Annotated in this window: 22 protein-coding genes; 20 read left to right on the plus strand and 2 right to left on the minus strand. The window is 58.3% G+C overall.

The window, feature by feature from the left end:
• Positions 1-13: 13 nt before the first annotated feature.
• From ACOTY5_RS14385 to ACOTY5_RS14415, 7 genes are all read left to right on the plus strand, one after another.
• Positions 14-466 carry a MarR family winged helix-turn-helix transcriptional regulator gene (locus ACOTY5_RS14385; RefSeq protein WP_045141640.1) on the plus strand — a complete coding sequence of 151 codons (453 nt, stop codon included), beginning with the start codon at positions 14-16 and terminating at the stop codon, positions 464-466.
• Between the two features lie 84 nt (positions 467-550).
• A complete protein-coding gene (locus tag ACOTY5_RS14390; RefSeq protein ID WP_045141641.1) occupies positions 551-979 on the plus strand; it encodes an organic hydroperoxide resistance protein in 429 nt (142 codons plus the stop codon).
• 126 nt (positions 980-1105) lie between these two features.
• Positions 1106-1651, plus strand: a complete 546-nt coding sequence (dnaT, locus tag ACOTY5_RS14395; RefSeq protein ID WP_003856579.1) for a primosomal protein DnaT — start codon at positions 1106-1108, stop codon at positions 1649-1651.
• Entirely contained in the window at positions 1648-2385 is a 738-nt protein-coding gene (gene dnaC, locus ACOTY5_RS14400) for a DNA replication protein DnaC (protein ID WP_003856580.1), read from the plus strand. The genes dnaT and dnaC overlap by 4 nt, the downstream gene beginning before the upstream one ends.
• 84 nt (positions 2386-2469) lie before the next feature.
• Positions 2470-2952 (plus strand): DUF2501 domain-containing protein, encoded by a 483-nt coding sequence (locus ACOTY5_RS14405; RefSeq protein ID WP_015572603.1) that lies wholly within the window; start codon positions 2470-2472, stop codon positions 2950-2952.
• Positions 2953-3223: 271 nt separating this feature from the next.
• Complete coding sequence (gene opgB / locus ACOTY5_RS14410; protein WP_017383843.1) at positions 3224-5515, plus strand: phosphatidylglycerol--membrane-oligosaccharide glycerophosphotransferase; 2292 nt, start codon at positions 3224-3226, stop codon at positions 5513-5515.
• The gene (locus ACOTY5_RS14415) at positions 5515-6024 is read left to right on the plus strand and encodes a GNAT family N-acetyltransferase (RefSeq protein ID WP_045141642.1); all 510 of its coding nucleotides are present in this window, start codon (positions 5515-5517) and stop codon (positions 6022-6024) included. The genes opgB and ACOTY5_RS14415 overlap by 1 nt, the downstream gene beginning before the upstream one ends.
• A 230-nt stretch (positions 6025-6254) precedes the next feature.
• Here the strand turns inward: ACOTY5_RS14415 and tsr are convergent, their stop codons facing one another.
• A complete protein-coding gene (gene tsr / locus ACOTY5_RS14420) occupies positions 6255-7919 on the minus strand; it encodes a methyl-accepting chemotaxis protein (RefSeq protein ID WP_017383845.1) in 1665 nt (554 codons plus the stop codon).
• Positions 7920-8002: 83 nt separating this feature from the next.
• Entirely contained in the window at positions 8003-8443 is a 441-nt protein-coding gene (gene hpaR, locus ACOTY5_RS14425; protein ID WP_017383846.1) for a homoprotocatechuate degradation operon regulator HpaR, read from the minus strand.
• A 268-nt stretch (positions 8444-8711) separates the two neighbouring features.
• Between hpaR and hpaG the strand changes: the two genes are divergently transcribed.
• The 13 genes from hpaG (at position 8712) to ACOTY5_RS14490 (ending at position 22014) form a co-directional block, all read left to right on the plus strand.
• Positions 8712-9989 (plus strand): 4-hydroxyphenylacetate degradation bifunctional isomerase/decarboxylase, encoded by a 1278-nt coding sequence (gene hpaG, locus ACOTY5_RS14430; protein ID WP_062933998.1) that lies wholly within the window; start codon positions 8712-8714, stop codon positions 9987-9989.
• Complete coding sequence (gene hpaE, locus ACOTY5_RS14435; protein WP_017383848.1) at positions 9986-11452, plus strand: 5-carboxymethyl-2-hydroxymuconate semialdehyde dehydrogenase; 1467 nt, start codon at positions 9986-9988, stop codon at positions 11450-11452. The genes hpaG and hpaE overlap by 4 nt, the downstream gene beginning before the upstream one ends.
• Before the next feature lie 2 nt (positions 11453-11454).
• Entirely contained in the window at positions 11455-12306 is an 852-nt protein-coding gene (gene hpaD / locus ACOTY5_RS14440; RefSeq protein ID WP_033486716.1) for a 3,4-dihydroxyphenylacetate 2,3-dioxygenase, read from the plus strand.
• A 9-nt stretch (positions 12307-12315) separates the two neighbouring features.
• A complete protein-coding gene (locus ACOTY5_RS14445) occupies positions 12316-12696 on the plus strand; it encodes a 5-carboxymethyl-2-hydroxymuconate Delta-isomerase (RefSeq protein WP_023303044.1) in 381 nt (126 codons plus the stop codon).
• 154 nt (positions 12697-12850) lie between these two features.
• On the plus strand, positions 12851-13654 hold the full coding sequence (gene hpaH, locus ACOTY5_RS14450; RefSeq protein WP_015572593.1) for a 2-oxo-hept-4-ene-1,7-dioate hydratase: 804 nt from the start codon (positions 12851-12853) through the stop codon (positions 13652-13654).
• Positions 13655-13663: 9 nt separating this feature from the next.
• Positions 13664-14458, plus strand: a complete 795-nt coding sequence (hpaI, locus tag ACOTY5_RS14455; RefSeq protein WP_015572592.1) for a 4-hydroxy-2-oxoheptanedioate aldolase — start codon at positions 13664-13666, stop codon at positions 14456-14458.
• Between the two features lie 21 nt (positions 14459-14479).
• Complete coding sequence (gene hpaX / locus ACOTY5_RS14460) at positions 14480-15823, plus strand: 4-hydroxyphenylacetate permease (protein ID WP_015572591.1); 1344 nt, start codon at positions 14480-14482, stop codon at positions 15821-15823.
• Positions 15795-16727, plus strand: coding sequence for a 4-hydroxyphenylacetate catabolism regulatory protein HpaA (gene hpaA / locus ACOTY5_RS14465; protein WP_015572590.1), 933 nt, complete (start codon positions 15795-15797; stop codon positions 16725-16727). The genes hpaX and hpaA overlap by 29 nt, the downstream gene beginning before the upstream one ends.
• Before the next feature lie 177 nt (positions 16728-16904).
• Positions 16905-18467 (plus strand): 4-hydroxyphenylacetate 3-monooxygenase, oxygenase component, encoded by a 1563-nt coding sequence (gene hpaB, locus ACOTY5_RS14470; RefSeq protein ID WP_010427196.1) that lies wholly within the window; start codon positions 16905-16907, stop codon positions 18465-18467.
• A gap of 17 nt (positions 18468-18484) precedes the next feature.
• Positions 18485-18994 (plus strand): 4-hydroxyphenylacetate 3-monooxygenase reductase subunit, encoded by a 510-nt coding sequence (locus ACOTY5_RS14475; protein ID WP_045141644.1) that lies wholly within the window; start codon positions 18485-18487, stop codon positions 18992-18994.
• Positions 18995-19114: 120 nt separating this feature from the next.
• On the plus strand, positions 19115-19372 hold the full coding sequence (locus ACOTY5_RS14480) for an HTH domain-containing protein (RefSeq protein ID WP_017383855.1): 258 nt from the start codon (positions 19115-19117) through the stop codon (positions 19370-19372).
• A 219-nt stretch (positions 19373-19591) separates the two neighbouring features.
• Entirely contained in the window at positions 19592-21745 is a 2154-nt protein-coding gene (locus ACOTY5_RS14485; RefSeq protein ID WP_017694565.1) for a carbon starvation CstA family protein, read from the plus strand.
• A 65-nt stretch (positions 21746-21810) separates the two neighbouring features.
• Positions 21811-22014: a YbdD/YjiX family protein gene (locus ACOTY5_RS14490; protein ID WP_003856610.1), complete on the plus strand. Its 204-nt coding sequence runs from the start codon at positions 21811-21813 to the stop codon at positions 22012-22014.

The raw sequence follows: 22014 nt of genomic DNA on the forward strand, positions 1-22014 counted from the left end.
CTATATTCATTTCATGGACGCAAAAACGAACGACACCACCAACGCGCTTCTGCTGGATAACCAGCTCTGTTTTGCCCTCTATTCGGCAAATCTGGCGCTTAACAAGCTGTATCGGCAACTGCTGGCGCCGCTTAACCTGACCTACCCGCAATATCTGGTGATGCTGGTGCTGTGGGAGAAGGATGATATTACGGTGTCAGACATTGGCGAGCGGCTGTTCCTGGATTCCGCCACGCTGACTCCCCTGCTGAAACGCCTGGAAAGCGCAGGATTAATCTTCCGCCAGCGTTCCCGTCAGGATGAGCGTCAGGTCGCCGTCACCCTGAGCGACGCGGGTCGGGCGCTACAACAGCAGGCCGTGACGATACCCCACGCCGTGGGCTGTGCAGCGCAGTGTGATACCGACACCATGCTGGCGCTCAAGCAACAGCTCGAACTTTTGCGCCAACAGCTTCATCGCGCGTAAGGCTATACTTTACGCGTCTGATTCTAACTTAATACATCGCGCGCTATTTAATAGTGCATATAAACGTAAGATGAGGAACCTGCCATGTCTTTAGAAAAAGTTGTCTACACTGCCAAAGCCAAAGCAACCGGAGGCCGTGATGGCCGCGCAACGTCTTCCGATGGCGTTCTGGATGTCAAACTGGGTGTGCCAAAAGAGATGGGCGGCATGGGGGGTGAAGTAACCAACCCTGAACAGCTGTTCGCTGCGGGCTACTCCGCCTGCTTCCTGGGCGCAATGAAGTTCGTTGCGGCACGCGACAAATTCGCTCTGCCAAAAGACGCCTTTATTGAAGGCGAAGTGGGGATTGGCCCGCTGCCAACCGGTTTTGGTATCGAAGCGAAGCTGAACATCCACGTTGAAGGGATGGACGCAGCGGAAGCCAAAAAACTGGTGGATGAAGCGCATATCGTCTGTCCGTACTCTAACGCGACGCGCGGCAATATCGACGTGACGCTGAACATCATCGCGTAAACTGCCGCCTGTGATTTTAGCCCCGGTAAGCGTAACGCCGCCGGGGAAATCCTCTCCTTTCCTCCCCCTCTCTCTGTGCTACCATAACCCTCAATCACGTCCGTAGTAATCAGTTGAGAAAGTGTTATGTCCTCCAGAATCCTGACCACCAGCATTGCTGGCATCGATGCCTTTATGCGCGATCCTCGCGGTGTGTTGACGCACGCCGAAGGCGGCACGCTCGCGGTATTTGCCGACAACGCCCCGGCGTTTTATGCGGTCACGCCGGAACGTCTGGCGCAGCTTCTGGAAATTGAAGCGAAGCTGTCGCGACCGGCGAGCGATGTCATGCTGGATAATCAGTTTTTTGACGAACCCGCCAGCGCCCCGGTGGCCGTTCCAATGGGGAAATTTCCCATGTACGCCGGTTGGCAGCCGGACGCCGATTTTCAGCGGCAGGCGGCCTTATGGGGAATAGCCCTCGCGCAGCCCGCGACGCCAGAAGAGCTGGCGGCCTTTACCGCTTACTGGCAGGCTGAAGGAAAAGTCTTCCACCATGTTCAGTGGCAGCAAAAGTTCGCGCGCAGTCTGCAAATCAACCGCGCCAGCAACAATGGCCAGCCAAAACGTGATATCAATGCCTTTTCAGAACCGGACAAAAAAATCCCTGATGGATTCCGAGGTGCGAAATGAAAAACGTCGGCGACCTGATGAAACGTTTGCAGAAGATGATGCCCGCCAACGTGAAGCCCGCCTTCACCACCGGTGAAGAGCTGCTGGCATGGCAAAAAGAGCAGGGTAAAATTCGCGCGGCTGCCCTCGCCCGCGAAAACCGCGCGATGAAAATGCAGCGCACCTTTAACCGCTCGGGCATTCGCCCTCTGCACCAGAACTGCTCCTTCGAGAATTATAAGGTCGAGTCACAGGGGCAGATGAACGCCCTCAACCAGGCGCGCCAGTACGTGGATGAATTTGACGGCAACATTGCCAGCTTCATCTTTAGCGGAAAACCCGGCACGGGGAAAAATCACCTTGCGGCCGCTATCTGCAACGAGCTGCTGCTGCGCGGGAAGTCAGTGCTGATTATCACCGTGGCCGATATTATGTCCGCCATGAAGGACACCTTCAGTAACCGCGAAACCAGCGAAGAACAGCTGCTGAATGATTTGAGTAACGTGGATTTGCTGGTCATCGACGAGATCGGCGTCCAGACGGAGTCCCGCTACGAAAAAGTGATCATCAATCAGATTGTCGATCGCCGTTCGTCGTCAAAACGCCCAACCGGTATGCTGACGAACCACAATATCGACGAGATGACCCGACTTCTTGGCGAGCGGGTGATGGATCGCATGAAGCTGGGTAACAGCCTGTACGTCATCTTCGACTGGGACAGCTATCGCAGCCGCGTTACCGGCAAAGAGTATTAAGATATTTCCAGGGAGCACCGGAAGAGCAGAGGTATATACTGAACCCACTTTTGGCCCAAAACGGACCTTGTTGAGTAAATCATTATGAAAAAACAGTTTCTTATCAGCATCCTTACTGGCGCCCTGCTGGTGACTGGCGCAGCGCAGGCCGCATCATGGCAGGAGTCGCTCTCCAGCGCAGCAAGTGAGTTAACCAAAGAGAGCGGCACTTCCCAGGGCGGGCTGTCAGCCTCGTCCCTCACCGGCCTGCTGAGTAACAGCTCCCAAAGCCTGAGCGCCGGAACGATGAACAACGCGGCGGGCATTCTGGAATACTGCGCGAAGCAGAAACTGGCTTCCGTTACCGATACCGAAAACATCAAAAACCAGGTACTGGGTAAACTGGGTCTGGACACCCAGGAGCAGAAAGCGGACACCAACTATATGGACGGTATTCAGGGTCTGCTGAACGCGCAAAATGGCCAGCAGCTGAACCTCAGCACCCTTGGAAATTCATCTCTGGCGAAACAGGTGAAAACGAAAGCCTGCGATCTGGTGCTGAAACAAGGCGTTAATTTCCTCTCCTGATCGCCTCCCATTTTCTGCCACAACACGCCGGGTTTATTACGTTAGTCTTACACCGCGGCGTGAAGTGCGTTTTTTTACCCCCTGCCACCACCTCAGCCTCCGTGTGCCACGATGCGACTGTATTCAAAAATCCGATTTTATAAACCAAATCCTAACAACAGCACACTTTCGTGACACTAAAATTGCAGCTAAGCGACATCGCAATTACATTGTATTACCCAAAAAATAAGCAATTAGTCGGCTAAGCGTCCGGCATGATGAGGATCTGCTGTTGTCAGAGTTAATGTCCCTTGTCCTTTTCCTGGCTTCCATCGGCGTTTATGCCTGGAAAGCCGGTCGTCACACCTGGTGGTTTGTGGCCACCCTGGTGGTGCTCGGCATTTTTATTGTTTTAAACATTACGTTATATGCCAGCGATTACTTTACCGGCGACGGTATTAACGACGCGGTGCTCTACACGTTGACCAACAGCCTCACCGGCGCTGGTGTGGGTAAGTACATCCTTCCGGGTCTGGGGCTGGTGGTCGCCCTGGTGGGCATCTTCGCCGCGCTGGCCTGGGTTCTGCGCCGTCGCCGTCACCGTCCGCATCATCATGGCTACAGCCTGCTGGCGCTGTGCCTGGCGCTGGCCTCCGTGGATGCCAGCCCGGCATTCCATCAAATTACCGAGCTGGTAAAATCCCAGTCGCGCGATGGCGATCCGGACTTTGCGGCCTATTACAAAGAACCCTCGAAGAAGATCGACAATCCCAGACTCAACCTGGTCTATATCTACGGCGAAAGTCTGGAACGCACCTATTTTGATAACGATGCTTTCCCGAACCTGACGCCAGAGCTTGGCGCGCTGAAAAACCAGGGCCTCGACTTCAGCCACACCATGCAGCTCCCTGGCACGGATTACACCATCGCCGGGATGGTGGCCTCTCAGTGCGGCATTCCGCTGTTCGCCCCGTTTGAAGGCAACGCCTCCGCCTCAATGTCGAGCTTCTTCCCGCAGAATATTTGCCTCGGCGATATCCTGAAAAACTCGGGCTATGAAAACTACTTTATGCAGGGCGCTAACCTGCGCTTTGCCGGGAAAGATGTGTTCCTGAAATCCCACGGTTTCGATCACCTGTATGGTTCCGAAGAGCTGAAAACCACGGTGGCCGATCCGGCCTACCGCAACGACTGGGGCTTTTACGACGATACCGTTCTGGATGAAACCTGGAAGAAATTCGAGGAGCTTTCCCGCGCCGGTAAACGCTTCTCGCTGTTTGCGTTGACCGTTGACACGCATCATCCGGATGGTTTCGTCTCACGCACCTGTAAACGTCAGGGCTATGACATTGACGGTAAAAACAACAAGTCGTTCAGCGCCGTGACCTGTAGCCAGGAGCATATCGCGGCGTTAATCGAGAAAATCAAAGCGTCGCCGTATTTCAAAAATACGGTCATCGTCGTCTCATCTGACCATCTGGCGATGAAAAACAGCGCCTGGGATGAGCTGAATAAGCTGGATCGCAGCAACCTGTTCTTTGTGCTGCGCGGCGATAAACCGCAGCAGGAGATCATTGCCGCTAAACGTAACTCGATGGATAACGGCGCTACCGTGCTGGATATTCTGGGTGGCGATAACTTCATTGGCCTGGGCCGCAGTACGCTGTCGGGCCAGTCCCTGTCGGAAATCTTCCTCAACATGAAGGAAAAAATCCTCGCCTGGAAGCCGGATATCATTCGTCTGTGGAACTTCCCGAAAGAGATAAAAGACTTCACCATCGATCAGGATAAAAAAATGATCGCGTTCTCCGGCAGCCATTTCCGCCTGCCGCTGCTGCTGCGCGTGTCGGATAACCGCGTCGAGCCGCTGCCGGAAAGCGAATACTCCGCGCCACTGCGCTTCCAGCTGGCGGAATTTGCCCCGCGCGATAATTTCGTCTGGGTCGACAAATGCTACAAAATGGGCCAGCTCTGGTCGCAACAGCTCTCGCTGTCCACCGACTGGTGCGTCTCTCAGGGGCAACTCGGCGGCGAGCAGACCGTGCAACACGTTGACAAACCGCAGTGGCAGGGAAAAACCGCGTTTAAAGATACGATTATTGATACCGCACGCTATCAGCGCAACGTAGACCTGCTGAAAATCGTCGACAACGACATTCGTTATAAAGCAGACAGCTTCATCTTTAATGTTGCCGGCGCGCCGGAAGAGGTGAAGCAGTTCAGCGGTATTTCACGGCCGGAATCCTGGGGGCGCTGGTCTAACGCGCAGTTGGGCGATGAGGTGAAAATTGAATATACCCATCCGCTGCCGGAGAAATTCGATCTGGTGATCACCGCCAGGGCATTTGGTCCCAACGCAAACCGTCCTATACCGGTGCGCGTCGGTGATAAAGAACAGACGCTGACGCTGAGCAACGATGTCACCACCAGCACGCTGCATTTCGATAACCCAACGCGCAGCAATACGCTGGTCATTGTGCCACCCGATCCGCAGTCCACTAACGAAGGGAATATTCTCGGTCACGCTCCGCGCAAGCTGGGGATCGGCATGGTGGAGATTAAAATTGTGAGCAGCGCTGGCTGATGACGGCGTTCACTCTTCGCCCGACGCGCATCGACGACGTCGCTGCCCTGCCCGCCATTGAACGCGCGGCGGGGCAGCGGTTTCGCGACGTTCCTGAGCTGGCCTGGCTGGCAGACAATGAGGTTATTTCTGTTGAAGATCACCTCGGTTACGCCGGACGCGGATTAAGCTGGCTGGCGCTGGCTGACGACAGGCCCGTGGGCTTTATTCTCGCCGAAGCTCATCCATCGACGCTGTTTATTGTGGAACTGTCGGTTCACCTGGACTGGCAGGGACGAGGTCTTGGACGCCAGTTAATCGCCCGTGCCGCCGCGCATGCCCGCAGTCTGGGGCTGAACTCGCTGACGTTAACGACGTTTCGTGATGTCCCGTGGAATGCGCCCTTCTACAGGCGATTAGGGTTTGAAATGATGACGACGCTGACGCCAGAACTGCGCCAGAAACGCGAGGAAGAGACGGCGCACGGTTTAGCGTATGGTTCCCGCTGCGCCATGCGCCTGCCTCTGTAAAATCGCCCGGTGGCGCTGCGCTTACCGGGCCTACAAAACCCAATTCCGCCGGCCGGGTAAGGCGTAGCCGCCACCCGCCAAAACGCACATCCCGTAGGCCGGGTCAGGCGCAGCCGCCACCCGGCGAAACGCACAACCCGTAGGCCGGGTAAGGCGCAGCCGCCACCCGGCGAAACGCACAATCCGTAGGCCGGGTCAGGCGCAGTCGCCACCCGGCAAAACGCACAGCGTCAGAACGTTTCCCAGTTATCGCCCGCGTCTGCGGTCGCCGGTTTACGCGCCACTACCGGTGCGGCAACGCTTTTCGCCGAGGCGAACTCGCGCGCCTTCATCTGTTCCTGCTGAATACGGAACACCGCAACGGCCTGCGTCAGACGGCTCGCCTGCTCTTCCAGTGCCGCGGCCGCCGCCGCAGACTCTTCCACCAGCGAGGCGTTCTGCTGGGTCACGCGGTCCATCTCAGCCACCGCCAGCCCAACCTGGTCGATACCGCGGCTCTGCTCGTCAGACGCAGACGCGATTTCGCCCATGATATCCGTCACGCGCGTTACCGCATTCACGATCTCACCCATGGTTTCACCCGCGCTTTCAACAAGCGTTGAACCAATTTCCACGCGCCCCACGGAGTCTTCAATCAGGCTCTTGATCTCGCGAGCCGCCTGGGCGCTGCGCTGCGCCAGGTTTCGGACTTCACCTGCAACCACCGCAAAACCACGCCCCTGCTCGCCCGCACGCGCCGCTTCTACCGCCGCGTTCAGCGCCAGAATATTGGTCTGGAAGGCAATCCCGTCGATCACGCTGATGATATCGGCGATTTTCTGCGAACTGCCGGCGATGTCACGCATGGTCTGCACCACGTTATCCACCACCTTGCCGCCTTTCTGCGCGGTTTCAGACGCGCTCAGCGCCAGGTTGCTCGCCTGACGGGCGTTCTCGGCGTTCTGCTTCACGGTGGCAGTCAGCTGTTCCATGCTGGCGGCGGTCTCTTCCAGAGAGGCAGCCTGCTGTTCGGTACGGGATGAGAGATCGTTATTGCCCATCGAGATTTCGCTCGCACCGCTGTAAATGGCGTTGGCGCCGTTACGCACGTCACCCACGGTACGCACCAGCTCGCCCTGCATATGGCGCAGGGAGTCAGCCAGTACACCCATCTCGTTGGAGCCTTCCACGTCGATGCGCTTCACCAGGTCGCCGCTGGCGATATGACGAATGCTGTCAATCAGACGGTTCAGCGGCGAAATTAGCGCCTGACGAATACCCAGCCAGACGGCAACAATCACCACCAGCACCGCAGCCAGCACGCTAATCAGCACCCAGATAGCCTGGCGGTAAGAGCTGTTGCTGTCTTCAACCGCGGTCTGATACAGCGCGTCGTTCTGTTGCAGGTAGTTGACGTACTGCTTCTCAAAGCCATCCTGATAGCTCTGGGTCGGCTGGTCGAAGAACTCATTGATTTTGCCCGCCCCCAGCAGCTGGATCAGCTCAGCCAGCGCGCCATGGTAAATATCGTAATTACGTTTGATTTCCAGTGCCGCAGCGTCGCTCTGACGCGGGTCGCGCGGCAGCGCTTCGTAATCCGCCCAGTTTTTTTCCGCCTGTTTCAGAGACGCAGAGGCAATCTGCATCAGCTCGGCGACGGTTGAGCCGCTGCCGATATTGTTCTGATCCATCATATAGCGGATACCCGCGCGGTTCAGGGTGTTACGGGTTTGCAGCAGCGCCACCCAGCTACCGTTCAGGGTGGATTGTTGCTGGCGAATGGTTTGCAGGATGGTGAAATTCTCTTTGTCATGCTTCAGGGCATTGAAGAAAAGACCACCAGACGTGAGTTGTAAAAGGCCAAATATCGCTAAAACCAGCAGTAAGCTGGTGACAATCTTGATTCGGTTTAACATGTTTTCTCTTTCCTCAGGCAGATACAGAATATTCGGCCTGGCATTAGAAAACTTTACGAAAATCATCCTGGAATTTAGGGTTTTTACGCTTCGTCCCTCGCGGCGATATGTCGGTTTCCAAGTTCAATAAACTCTTCCAGCAGCGCCGTGAGCTGCTTCATCTTCTCAGGCGTATATTCCGCCTCTATCTGCTGGTACGCCTCTTCCACCTGAGCCTGAGCACGCTGGTACAGCGCGTTGCCTTCTTTCGTCAGCGACACGTACAGCTTGCGCTGGTCAGTCACCGGTTTTAAGCGCAGCACCAGACCGTCGCGCTCCATCCGCGTCAGAATGCCGGTCAGGCTTGGGCGCAAAATACAGGTGCGGAACGCCAGATCGTGAAAATCCATGGAGGGATGCTCGGCCAGCACGCGGACGATACGCCACTGCTGCTCGGTCAGATTATGCCGCTTCACTATCGGGCGGAAGTAGCCCATCGCCGCTTCACGCGCCTGCAACAGCGCGATGGTTAATGAGTCATGCATCATCTACCCCTTACATCATTAACAAATAAACAATTAAAAACAGATGCTTTTATAGACAACACGTTTTAACCCAAAAAGTCTAACAGAAACAAAGCTATTTTTTTAAATTATTGATTTAAATATCAATTCACCCTTTTATGTAAATTTATTGTTATTTGCATCACAAATTATTCACTTCTGATTGCGAAACGAACAGCAAAAGCATAAAACCAGATCATTAACATATTAATGAAATCAAAACCGGACAGCCGGTTTGAGGAGTATGGGAATGAAAGGTACTGTTTTTGCCGTAGCGCTAAACCACCAAAGCCAGCGAGTGGCCTGGGCTGAGGCGTTTGAAAAAGCCCCCTATAACGCGCCGCCAAAAACGGCGGTGTGGTTTATCAAGCCACATAACACTGTTATCCGCGCAGGCGAACCGATTCCCTTCCCGCAGGGAGAAACCGTGTTAAGCGGCGCGACGGTGGCGCTGGTGGTGGGCAAAACCGCCAGCAAAGTACGCGTTGAAGAGGCGGCGGCGTACATCGCCGGCTACGCGCTGGCTAACGAAATCAGCCTGCCGGAAGAGAGCTTCTACCGTCCGGCGATCAAAGCCAAATGCCGGGATGGATTTTGCCCGCTCGGCGAACCTGTCGCCGTTGATAATGTGGATAATCTGACCATCATCACCGAGATCAACGGCCGCGAAGCGGACCACTGGAACACGGCCGATCTGCACCGCAACGCCGCCGAACTGCTGAGCGCCCTGAGCGAATTTGCCACCCTGAACCCCGGCGATGCGATATTGCTCGGCACTCCGCAAAGCCGCGTCGAAGTTCGCCCGGGCGATCGGGTACGTATTCTGGCAGAAGGATTTCCGCCGCTGGAAAACCCGGTGGTGGAGGAACGCGACGTTGCCATCGCTTCGCGCACGCCGCCGCTCGCCACGCTGTTCGCCCTCGGCCTGAACTACGCCGATCACGCCAGCGAGCTGGACTTCAAACCGCCCACCGAGCCGCTGGTGTTTATCAAAGCGCCAAACACCTTTAACGGCGACAACCAGACCTCGGTGCGCCCAAACAACATTGAATACATGCATTACGAAGCCGAGCTGGTGGTGGTCATCGGCAAAACCGCGCGCAAGGTCAGTGAAGCCGAGGCGATGGAGTATGTTGCGGGCTACACGGTGTGCAACGACTACGCCATCCGCGATTATCTCGAAAACTACTATCGCCCGAACCTGCGGGTGAAAAGCCGCGACGGGCTGACCCCAATCAGCCCGAACGTAGTGCCAAAAGAAGCCATTCCTGACCCGCACAACCTTCGTCTTCGCACCTACGTCAACGGTGAACTGCGTCAGGAAGGCACCACGGCAGACCTGATCTTCAGCATCCCCTACTTGATTGCGTATCTGAGTGATTTCATGACCCTGCAACCGGGCGACATGATTGCCACCGGCACGCCGAAGGGGCTGTCCGACGTGGTGCCGGGCGATGAGGTGGTGGTGGAAGTGGAAGGAGTAGGCCGTCTGGTAAACCGAATTGTCAGTGAGGAGACTGCAAAATGAAAAAGATTAACCACTGGATCAACGGTAAAAACGTCGCCGGAAGTGAGTACTTCCAAACCACTAACCCGGCCTCCGGCGAGGTGCTGGCAGAAGTGGCCTCCGGCGGCGAAGCCGAAATCCATCAGGCCGTTGCCGCCGCCAAAGAGGCGTTTCCGAAATGGGCCAACCTGCCGATGAAGGAGCGCGCGCGCCTGATGCGTCGCCTGGGGGATCTGATTGACCAGAACGTGCCGGACATTGCCGCGATGGAAACCGCCGACACCGGCCTGCCGATCCACCAGACCAAAAACGTGCTCATTCCGCGCGCCTCGCACAACTTCGAGTTCTTCGCCGAGGTGTGCCAGCAGATGAACGGCAAAACCTACCCGGTCGACGACAAGATGCTCAACTACACCCTCGTGCAGCCGGTGGGTGTCTGCGCGCTGGTGTCGCCGTGGAACGTGCCGTTTATGACCGCCACCTGGAAGGTCGCGCCGTGCCTGGCCTTAGGGAATACCGCGGTGCTGAAGATGTCTGAACTCTCCCCGCTGACCGCCGACCGTCTGGGCGAGCTGGCCCTCGAAGCGGGCATTCCGGCGGGCGTGCTCAACGTGGTGCAGGGCTATGGCGCCACGGCGGGCGACGCGCTGGTGCGTCATCATGACGTGCGCGCCGTCTCCTTCACCGGCGGTACCGCCACCGGGCGCAACATCATGAAAAACGCCGGGCTGAAGAAGTATTCCATGGAACTTGGCGGCAAATCTCCGGTGCTGATTTTTGAAGACGCAGACATCGAGCGCGCGCTGGACGCCGCCCTGTTTACCATTTTCTCCATCAACGGCGAACGCTGCACCGCCGGCTCGCGCATCTTCATCCAGCAGAGCATCTACCCGGAGTTCGTCAAACGCTTTGCCGAGCGCGCCAACCGCCTGCGCGTGGGCGACCCGACCGATCCGAACACCCAGATTGGCGCGCTCATCAGCCAGCAGCACTGGGAAAAAGTCTCCGGCTATATCCGGCTCGGCATTGAGGAAGGCGCAACCCTGCTGGCGGGCGGCCCGGACAAACCGACCGATCTGCCTGCGCACCTGAAGGGCGGCAACTTCCTGCGCCCGACCGTGCTGGCGGATGTCGATAACCGCATGCGCGTGGCGCAGGAGGAGATCTTCGGGCCAGTGGCCTGCCTGCTGCCGTTTAAGGATGAAGCGGAAGGCCTGCGCCTGGCGAACGACGTGGAGTACGGCCTGGCATCTTACATCTGGACCCAGGACGTCAGCAAAGTGCTGCGTCTGGCGCGCAGCATCGAAGCGGGCATGGTGTTCGTCAACACCCAGAACGTGCGCGACCTGCGCCAGCCGTTTGGCGGCGTGAAGGCCTCCGGCACCGGGCGTGAGGGCGGCGAGTACAGCTTCGAGGTCTTCGCGGAGATGAAGAACGTCTGTATCTCCATGGGTGACCATCCGATTCCAAAGTGGGGGATCTGATCATGGGAAAATTAGCCTTAGCAGCAAAAATCACACACGTTCCGTCAATGTATCTCTCTGAACTGCCGGGCAAAAACCACGGCTGCCGCCAGTCGGCCATCGACGGGCATAAAGAGATCAGCAAGCGCTGCCGCGAGCTGGGCGTGGACACCATTATCGTCTTCGACACCCACTGGCTGGTGAACAGCGCGTATCACATCAACTGCGCGGACCATTTTTCGGGCGTCTACACCAGCAACGAGCTGCCGCATTTTATTCGCGACATGACCTACGACTACGACGGCAACCCGGAACTCGGCCAGCTGATTGCCGACGAAGCGGTGAAGCTTGGCGTTCGCGCCAAGGCGCACAACATCCCGAGCCTGAAGCTGGAGTACGGCACGCTGGTGCCGATGCGCTACATGAACGCGGATAAGCACTTCAAAGTGATCTCCATCTCGGCGTTCTGCACGGTTCACGACTTCGCCGACAGCCGCAGGCTGGGCGAGGCCATCATCAGTGCCATCGAAAAATACGACGGCACCGTGGCAGTGCTCGCCAGCGGCTCGCTGTCGCACCGCTTTATCGACGACCAGCGCGCGGAGGAAGGGATGAACAGCTACACCCGCGAGTTTGACCGTCAGATGGACGAGCGCGTGGTGAAGCTGTGGCGCGAGGGGCAGTTCAAGGAGTTTTGCAGCATGCTGCCGGAGTACGCCGACTACTGCTACGGCGAGGGCAATATGCACGACACGGTGATGCTGCTGGGGATGCTCGGCTGGGACAAATACGACGGTAAGGTGGAGTTTCTCACCGAGCTGTTCGCCAGCTCCGGCACCGGCCAGGTCAACGCCGTTTTCCCGCTGCCCGCGTAAGGAGCCGCCATGCCGCACTTTATTGCTGAATGTACCGACAACATCCGCGAGCAGGCCGACCTGCCAGGGCTGTTCGCCAAAGTGAACGAGGCGCTCGCCGCTACGGGCATCTTCCCCATCGGCGGTATCCGCAGCCGCGCCCACTGGCTGGACACCTGGCAGATGGCAGACGGTAAGCACGATTACGCCTTTGTGCATATGACGCTAAAGATCGGCGCGGGGCGCAGCCTGGAAAGCCGGGAAGCCGTGGGGGAGATGCTGTTTGCGCTGATCAAAACGCATTTTGCAGAGCTGATGGCCGCCCGCTATCTGGCGCTGTCGTTCGAGCTCGACGAGCTGCACCCGACGCTTAATTACAAGCAGAACAACGTGCACGCGTTGTTTAAGTAGCCGTTTGCTCGCCCGGTGGCGCTGCGCTTACCGGGCCTACAACGGCCCCAAACCGTAGGCCGGGTAAGCGCAGCGCCACCCGGCAACAGCAGCACCGAACCGTAGGCCGGGTAAGCGAAGCGCCACCCGGCAACAGCCGCACAAAGGATACGCCATGCTCGACAAACACACCCATACCCTGATCGCCCACCGCCTGCATCAGGCGGAACAATCCCGGGAGCAGATCCGCGCGATCTCGCTGGAGTACCCGGAGATCACCATTGAAGACGCCTACGCCGTCCAGCGCGAATGGGTGAGCCTGAAAATCGCCGAAGGCCGCGTGCTGAAAGGCCACAAGATCGGCCTCACCTCCAAAGCGATGCAGGCCAGCTCGCAGATCAGCGAGCCGGACTACGGCGCGCTGCTGGACGATATGTTCTTCCACGACGGCAGCGACATCCCCGTGGATCGCTTTATCGTCCCGCGCATCGAAGTGGAGCTGGCCTTCGTGCTGGCAAAACCGCTGCGCGGCCCGAACTGCACGATCTTCGACGTCTACAACGCCACGGATTACGTCATCCCCGCCCTGGAGCTGATCGACGCCCGCTGCCATAACGTTGACCCGGAAACCCAGCGCCCGCGCAAGGTGTTCGACACCATCTCCGATAACGCCGCCAACGCGGGCGTGATCCTCGGCGGCCGCCCGATTAAACCCGACGAGCTGGATCTGCGCTGGATCTCCGCCCTGCTCTACCGCAACGGCGTGATCGAAGAGACCGGGGTCGCCGCAGGCGTGCTTAACCACCCGGCAAACGGCGTGGCGTGGCTGGCGAACAAACTGGCGCCATACGACGTGCAGCTTGAGCCAGGCCAGATCATCCTCGGCGGCTCGTTTACCCGCCCGGTTGCCGCCAGCAGAGGCGACACCTTCCACGTCGACTACGGCAACATGGGCTCGATTAGCTGCCGCTTTGTGTAGGAGTGCACCATGGAAAACGCATTTAAGACCGCGCTGAAAGCCGGAAAGCCACAAATCGGCCTGTGGCTGGGGCTGACCAGCAGCTACAGCGCTGAGCTACTGGCCGGGGCCGGTTTTGACTGGCTGCTGATCGACGGGGAGCACGCGCCGAACAGCGTGCAGACCGTCCTGACTCAGCTCCAGGCCATCGCCCCTTATCCCAGCCAGCCGGTGGTGCGCCCATCGTGGAACGATCCGGTGCAGATCAAGCAGCTGCTGGACGTGGGGGCGCAAACCCTGCTGGTGCCGATGGTGCAAAACGCCGACGAAGCCCGTCTGGCGGTCAGCGCCACCCGCTATCCGCCTGCCGGCATTCGCGGCGTCGGCAGCGCGCTGGCGCGGGCGTCGCGCTGGAACCGCATCCCGGAGTATCTGCATCAGGCTAACGACGCCATGTGCGTGCTGGTGCAAATCGAAACTCGCGAGGCGCTGAAAAACCTGCCGCAGATCCTGGACGTGGAAGGGGTGGACGGCGTGTTTATCGGCCCGGCGGATCTGAGCGCCGACATGGGCTTCGCCGGTAATCCGCAGCACCCGGAGGTGCAGGCCGCCATTGAACAGGCGATCGCGCAGATCCTCAGCGCGGGCAAAGCGCCCGGCATCCTGATGGCGAATGAACAGCTGGCAAAACGCTATCTCAGCCTCGGCGCGTTGTTTGTCGCGGTCGGCGTGGATACCACCCTGCTCGCCCGCAGCGCCGAAGCGCTGGCGGCCCGCTTTACCGACGTCACCACAGCAGTTGATAACAATAAATCCGTCTACTAAACGTACGATGTGGAGCGCAACATGACGACCTCAACCCTGCATAATAAAGCTGTTGAACATCGCGTTATTAATAAGCTGTTCCGTCGTTTGATCGTGTTTCTTTTTATCCTGTTTGTTTTCTCGTTTCTCGATCGCATCAACATCGGCTTTGCCGGGCTGACGATGGGCAAAGATCTGGGCCTCACGTCAACCATGTTTGGCCTGGCCGCGACGCTGTTTTACGTGACCTACGTGCTGTGCGGTATCCCCAGCAACATCATGCTGGCGAAGGTCGGCGCCCGCCGCTGGATCGCCGGGATCATGGTGGTGTGGGGCATCGCCTCTACCTGCACCATGTTCGCCACCAGCCCCGAAACGCTTTATGTCCTGCGCATGCTGGTGGGCATTGCCGAAGCCGGTTTCCTGCCAGGCATTCTGGTCTATCTCACCTGGTGGTTCCCGGCGTATCACCGCGCCCGCGCCAACGCGCTGTTTATGATCGCCATGCCGGTGACCATGATGCTCGGCTCGATCCTCTCCGGGTACATTCTGGCGATGGACGGGCTGTGGAACCTGAAGGGCTGGCAGTGGCTGTTCCTGCTGGAGGGGCTGCCGTCGGTGGTGCTCGGCGTGGTGACCTGGTTCTACCTTAACGACACCCCGGATCAGGCCACCTGGCTGGATGATGACGAAAAGCAGGCACTCAAAACGATGATCGCCCGCGAACAGGAGCTGGCCATTGCGCACGCCGCCACGCCGCGATCGACGCTGCGCGAGGTGCTGACGCCCGCCGTGCTGCTCTACACGCTGGCCTACTTCTGCCTGACGAATACGCTGAGCGCGATCAACATCTGGACGCCGCAGATCCTGCAAAGCTTCAACACCGGCAGCAGCAATATCGTGATTGGCCTGCTGGCGGCGATCCCGCAGTTTTGCACCATCCTCGGGATGATCTGGTGGAGCCGCCGCTCCGACAGGCTGAAAGAGCGAAAAAAGCACACCATCCTGCCGTATCTGTTTGCAGCGGCGGGATGGATGCTGGCCTCGGCGACCGATCACAGCCTGATCCAGCTGCTTGGCATCATCATGGCCTCAACCGGATCGTTTACCGCCATGGCGATATTCTGGACCACGCCGGATCAGGTTATTAGCCTGCAATCCCGCGCGGTGGCGCTGGCGGTGATCAACGCCATCGGCAACGTCGGGTCTGCCGTCAGCCCATTGCTGATAGGTATTCTGCGCGACGCGACCGGCAGCTTCAGCTCGGGACTGTGGTTCGTGGCGGGTCTGCTGGTGGTGGGCGCGCTGGTGCTGACGCGCATTCCGATGACGCAGCGGGATCAACAGAGGAACGATCATGTGCCAGAGCCCCATCGCCAACATTGATATCAGCAAGGATTACGACGAAAGTCTGGGCACCGACGATGTGCACTACCAGTCGTTCGCCCGCATGGCGGCCTTTTTTGGCCGCGACATGCAGGCGCACCGCCACGACCAGTATTTTCAGATGCATTTTCTCGACACCGGGCAGATTGAGCTCCAGCTCGACGACCACCGTTACTCGGTGCAGGCGCCGCTGTTCGTGCTAACGCCACCGTCGGTGCCGCACGCGTTTATTACCGAATCCGACAGCGACGGCCACGTGCTGACGGTGCGCGAGGATCTCATCTGGCCGCTGTTAGAAGTGCTCTACCCCGGTACGCGGGAAGCGTTCGGCCTGCCGGGGATCTGCCTGTCGCTTGCCGACAGGCCTGACGAGCTGGCGGCGCTGAAGCACTACTGGCAGCTGATTGCCCGGGAATCCACGGAACAACTGCCCGGTCGCGAGCATACGCTGGTCCTGCTGGCCCAGGCCGTTTTTACCCTGCTGCTGCGCAACGCGAAGCTCGACGACCACGCGTCAGGCGGCATGCGCGGTGAGCTGAAGCTTTTTCAGCGCTTTAACCAGCTGACAGATGCTCATTACCACGAGCACTGGACGGTGCCGGAGTATGCAAGCGAATTGCATCTCACCGAATCTCGCCTGACCGATATCTGTCGCCGCTTCGCCAACCGCTCGCCGAAACGGCTGATCTTCGACCGCCAGCTGCGGGAAGCCAGGCGTTTGCTGCTGTTTTCCGACAGCACAGTGAGCGAAATTGCCTGGCAGCTGGGGTTTAAAGATCCGGCCTATTTCGCCCGTTTTTTTAACCGACTGACGGGGTGTTCACCCAGTGCATACCGGGCGCAGAAAGTACCGGTATCGCCTGTTCCCCTCACCCCTGCCCTCTCCCAAAGGGAGAGGGAGTAACCGTCCCCTCTCCCTTTGGGAGAGGGTTAGGGTGAGGGAAATCACACTCTGCGATCTCTCGCGAAAAGTACCTGCCGTTGTCCCAATCGTCCCTTCACGTTCCGCCCCTCTCACGCTTCAATTAAACAACAAAAACAAAACATAAATTTAACAACCATCTTCCGATACGAGGTCCCTATGAAGCCTGAAGATTTCCGCGCTGATGCCAAACGTCCGTTAACCGGTGAAGAGTATTTAAAAAGCCTGCAAGATGGCCGTGAGATTTATATCTACGGCGAGCGCGTTAAGGACGTCACTACCCACCCGGCATTTCGCAATGCGGCGGCGTCCATCGCCCAGATGTACGATGCCCTGCACAAGCCAGACATGCAGGATACCCTCTGCTGGGGTACCGATACCGGCAGCGGCGGCTACACCCATAAATTCTTCCGCGTGGCGAAAAGTGCCGACGATCTGCGCCAGCAGCGTGACGCCATCGCCGAGTGGTCGCGCCTGAGCTACGGCTGGATGGGGCGTACGCCGGACTACAAAGCCGCGTTCGGCTGCGCGCTCGGCGCTAACCCTGCCTTCTACGGTCAGTTCGAGCAGAACGCCCGCAACTGGTACACCCGTATTCAGGAAACCGGCCTGTACTTTAACCACGCCATCGTCAACCCGCCGATCGATCGCCATAAACCGGCGGACGAGGTGAAAGACGTTTACATCAAGCTGGAGAAAGAGACCGACGCCGGGATCATCGTCAGCGGCGCGAAAGTGGTGGCCACCAACTCGGCATTGACCCACTACAACATGATCGGTTTTGGTTCTGCGCAGGTGATGGGCGAAAACCCGGACTTCGCGCTGATGTTCGTCGCGCCGATGGATGCCGAAGGGGTGAAGCTGATCTCCCGCGCCTCTTACGAGATGGTGGCAGGGGCGACAGGCTCTCCGTACGACTACCCGCTCTCCAGCCGCTTTGACGAGAACGACGCCATTCTGGTAATGGATCATGTGCTGATCCCGTGGGAAAACGTGCTGATCTACCGTGATTTCGACCGCTGCCGTCGCTGGACGATGGAAGGTGGCTTCGCCCGCATGTACCCGCTTCAGGCCTGCGTGCGTCTGGCAGTGAAGCTCGACTTCATCACCGCTCTGCTGAAGAAGTCGCTGGAGTGTACCGGCACCCTCGAGTTCCGCGGCGTGCAGGCGGATCTCGGCGAAGTGGTGGCGTGGCGCAACATGTTCTGGGCGCTGAGCGACTCCATGTGCTCCGAAGCCACTCCGTGGGTAAACGGCGCGTATCTGCCTGACCACGCGGCGTTACAGACCTACCGCGTGATGGCGCCAATGGCCTATGCGAAGATCAAGAACATCATCGAACGTAACGTGACCTCCGGGCTGATCTACCTGCCGTCCAGCGCGCGGGACCTGAACAACCCGCAGATCGACCAGTACCTGGCGAAGTACGTGCGCGGCTCCAACGGGATGGATCATGTCGAACGCATCAAGATTCTGAAACTGATGTGGGATGCCATCGGCAGCGAGTTTGGTGGACGTCACGAGCTGTACGAAATCAACTACTCCGGTAGCCAGGATGAGATCCGCCTGCAATGCCTGCGTCAGGCGCAAAGCTCCGGCAACATGGACAAGATGATGGCGATGGTTGACCGCTGCATGTCCGAGTACGACCAGCACGGCTGGACGGTACCGCACCTGCACAACAACACTGATATCAACATGCTGGATAAGCTGCTGAAATAACGCAGCGGGAGGTTTCAATGCAATCTGAAGAACGCCTGCGTTTTCGCGACGCGATGGCCAGCCTGTCGGCGGCGGTGAATGTGGTCGCCACCGAGGGCGATGCGGGTCGCTGCGGCATTACCGCCACCGCCGTCTGTTCGGTCACGGACACCCCGCCCTCGGTCATGGTCTGCATCAACGCCAACAGCGCCATGAACCCGGTCTTCCAGGGCAACGGCAAACTGTGCGTCAACGTGCTGAACCACGAGCAGGAGATCATGGCCCGCCACTTTGCCGGGATGACCGGCATGGCAATGGAGGAGCGCTTTGCTCTCTCCTGCTGGCAGAAAGGACCGCTGGCGCAGCCGGTGCTGAAAGGCGCTCTGGCAAGCCTGGAAGGTGAAATAACCCAGGTGCAAACCATCGGCACCCATCTGGTCTACCTTGTAGAGATTAAGAACATCATCCTCAGCAGCGAGGGGCACGGCCTGATCTACTTCAAACGCCGTTTCCACCCGGTGATGATGGAGATGGAAGCCGCGATCTGATCCCGTTGCACAAAAAAACGCTAAGGTTTCCGCAAAGGTGCGCCGTTAACTATCCATAAGATAAATTTTCCGGGGCGGCTGGCGACGTCGTCAGCCGCCCCCTTAACGCTGGAAAGTCTTATGGCCCCTTCACCCCGAAGCCGCTCGGCTGAACGTCTGGTTGAAATCATTATTGCCCTGCATCGCAACGGAAGCGTTAATCGCCGCGATCTGATGCAAAAATTTGGCATTACCGAACGCACGGTGTACCGCGATTTACAGGCGCTTTCCCCGATTATTGAACACGACGGCAAAGGGCGCTATCAGCTGCTGCCCGCGTATCAGCCCTGCCGCTGCGTGCACTGCCCTGAAGCGAACGACAAAAGCCCACAGGGCTAGATTATTCTCAGTGATCTCAATCACATATTTTCTCCCACCGGGGGTGAGCCTTAACCACTCACCCTCGCTTTTGACCGCTCACGCATCGCTTTCAACCACTCACCCATTTACCGTGCTTTACACGCGCGAGGATCTGGCACGATCGCTCCAGCATTAATCAATACCTCCTCACAACGAACCCTGACCCTTTTTTCTTTACATAAAAAACCAGGTCTTATTATGGATACTAAAAAACTACTTAAGCACGTGCCCTGGGCCATCCTCGGGATCATCGGTGCTTTCTGTCTGGCGGTTGTCGCATTACGCCGGGGCGAGCACGTCAGCGCCCTGTGGATCGTGGTCGCGTCGGTTTCCGTCTACCTTGTGGCTTATCGCTACTACAGCTTGTACATCGCGCAGAAGGTTATGAAGCTCGACCCGACGCGCGCCACCCCGGCGGTTATTAACAACGACGGCCTGAACTACGTGCCAACCAACCGTTACGTGCTGTTTGGTCACCACTTCGCCGCCATTGCAGGCGCGGGTCCGCTGGTCGGTCCGGTGCTGGCTGCGCAGATGGGCTACCTGCCGGGTACGCTCTGGCTGCTGGCGGGCGTGGTGCTGGCGGGAGCGGTGCAGGACTTTATGGTGCTGTTTATCTCCTCGCGCCGTAACGGTTCGTCGCTGGGCGAGATGATCAAAGAGGAGATGGGCCGCGTGCCAGGCACGATCGCTCTGTTCGGCTGCTTCCTGATCATGATCATCATCCTGGCGGTGCTGGCCCTGATCGTGGTGAAAGCGCTGGCCGAAAGTCCGTGGGGCGTCTTCACCGTCTGCTCTACCGTACCGATTGCGCTGTTCATGGGCATCTACATGCGCTTCCTGCGCCCTGGCCGCGTTGGCGAGGTGTCGATCATCGGTATCGTGCTGCTGGTCGCCTCCATCTACTTCGGCGGCGTGATTGCGCACGACCCGTACTGGGGTCCGGCGCTGACCTTTAAAGACACCACCATCACCTTCGCGCTGATCGGCTACGCATTCATCTCAGCGCTGCTGCCGGTGTGGCTGATTCTGGCTCCGCGTGACTACCTGGCAACCTTCCTGAAAATCGGCGTTATCGTCGGGCTGGCCATTGGTATTGTGATCATCAACCCGGAGCTGAAAATGCCGGCGGTGACGCAGTACATTGACGGTACCGGTCCGCTGTGGAAAGGCGCCCTGTTCCCGTTCCTGTTTATCACCATTGCCTGCGGTGCCGTGTCTGGCTTCCACGCGCTGATCGCCTCCGGCACCACGCCGAAGCTGATGGCCAACGAAACCGACGCGCGCTTCATCGGTTACGGCGCGATGCTGATGGAATCCTTCGTGGCGATCATGGCGCTGGTTGCGGCGTCGATTATCGAGCCTGGCCTGTACTTTGCGATGAACACCCCGCCGGCGGGTCTCGGCATTACCATGCCAAACCTGCATGAGATGGGCGGCGAAAATACCGCGCTGATCCTGGCACAGCTGAAAGACGCCAGCGCGCACGCGGCGGCGACCGTCAGCTCTTGGGGCTTCGTGATTTCGCCCGAGCAGATCATGCAGACCGCGAAAGACATCGGCGAACCGTCCGTGCTGAACCGCGCAGGTGGCGCGCCAACGCTGGCGGTGGGTATCGCACACGTGTTCCACAAAGTGCTGCCGTGGGCGGACATGGGCTTCTGGTACCACTTCGGTATTCTGTTTGAAGCGCTGTTCATCCTCACCGCGCTGGATGCCGGTACGCGTGCAGGCCGCTTCATGTTGCAGGATCTGCTGGGTAACTTCGTGCCATTCCTGAAGAAAACCGACTCTCTGGTGGCCGGCGTTCTGGGCACTGCGGGCTGCGTAGGCCTGTGGGGTTATCTGCTGTATCAGGGCGTTGTTGACCCGCTGGGCGGCGTGAAGAGCCTGTGGCCGCTGTTCGGTATCTCTAACCAGATGCTGGCGGCTGTGGCCCTGGTGCTGGGTACCGTTGTCCTCGTGAAGATGAAACGCACCAAATACATCTGGGTCACCGTGGTGCCTGCGCTGTGGCTGCTGCTCTGCACTACCTGGGCGCTGGGTCTGAAACTGTTCAGCACCAACCCGCAGCTGGAAGGCTTCTTCTTCATGGCTAACCAGTACAAAGAGAAGATTGCCGCAGGCGGCGCGGATCTGACCGCGCAGCAGATTGCCAACATGAACCATATCGTGGTGAACAACTACACCAACGCGGGTCTGAGCATTCTGTTCCTGGTGGTGGTGTACAGCATTATCTTCTACGGCATCAAAACCTGGATGAAAGTGCGTAACGTTGAGGGCCGTACGGACAAAGAGACCCCGTACGTACCGGTGCCGGAAGGCGGCGTGAAGACCTCCTCACACCATTAATTAAGCATGTTACTTTAGGCCCGGTAAGCGTAGCGCCACCGGGCTTCTTCTGTCTGGAACCCTCAATGTTTGGTAACTTAGGCGAAGCAAAAAAATACCTCGGTCAGGCGGCGAAAATGCTGATTGGCATTCCGGACTATGACAACTACGTTGAGCATATGAAGACCAACCATCCGGATAAGCCGTACATGACCTACACTGAATTCTTCCGCGAGCGTCAGGAAGCGCGCTACGGCGGAAGTGGAGAAGGCGGCGTCCGCTGCTGCTAA

This window comes from Enterobacter cloacae complex sp. SHL018, from assembly GCF_049237905.1.
GTDB classification, from domain to species: Bacteria; Pseudomonadota; Gammaproteobacteria; order Enterobacterales; family Enterobacteriaceae; genus Enterobacter; species Enterobacter hormaechei_C.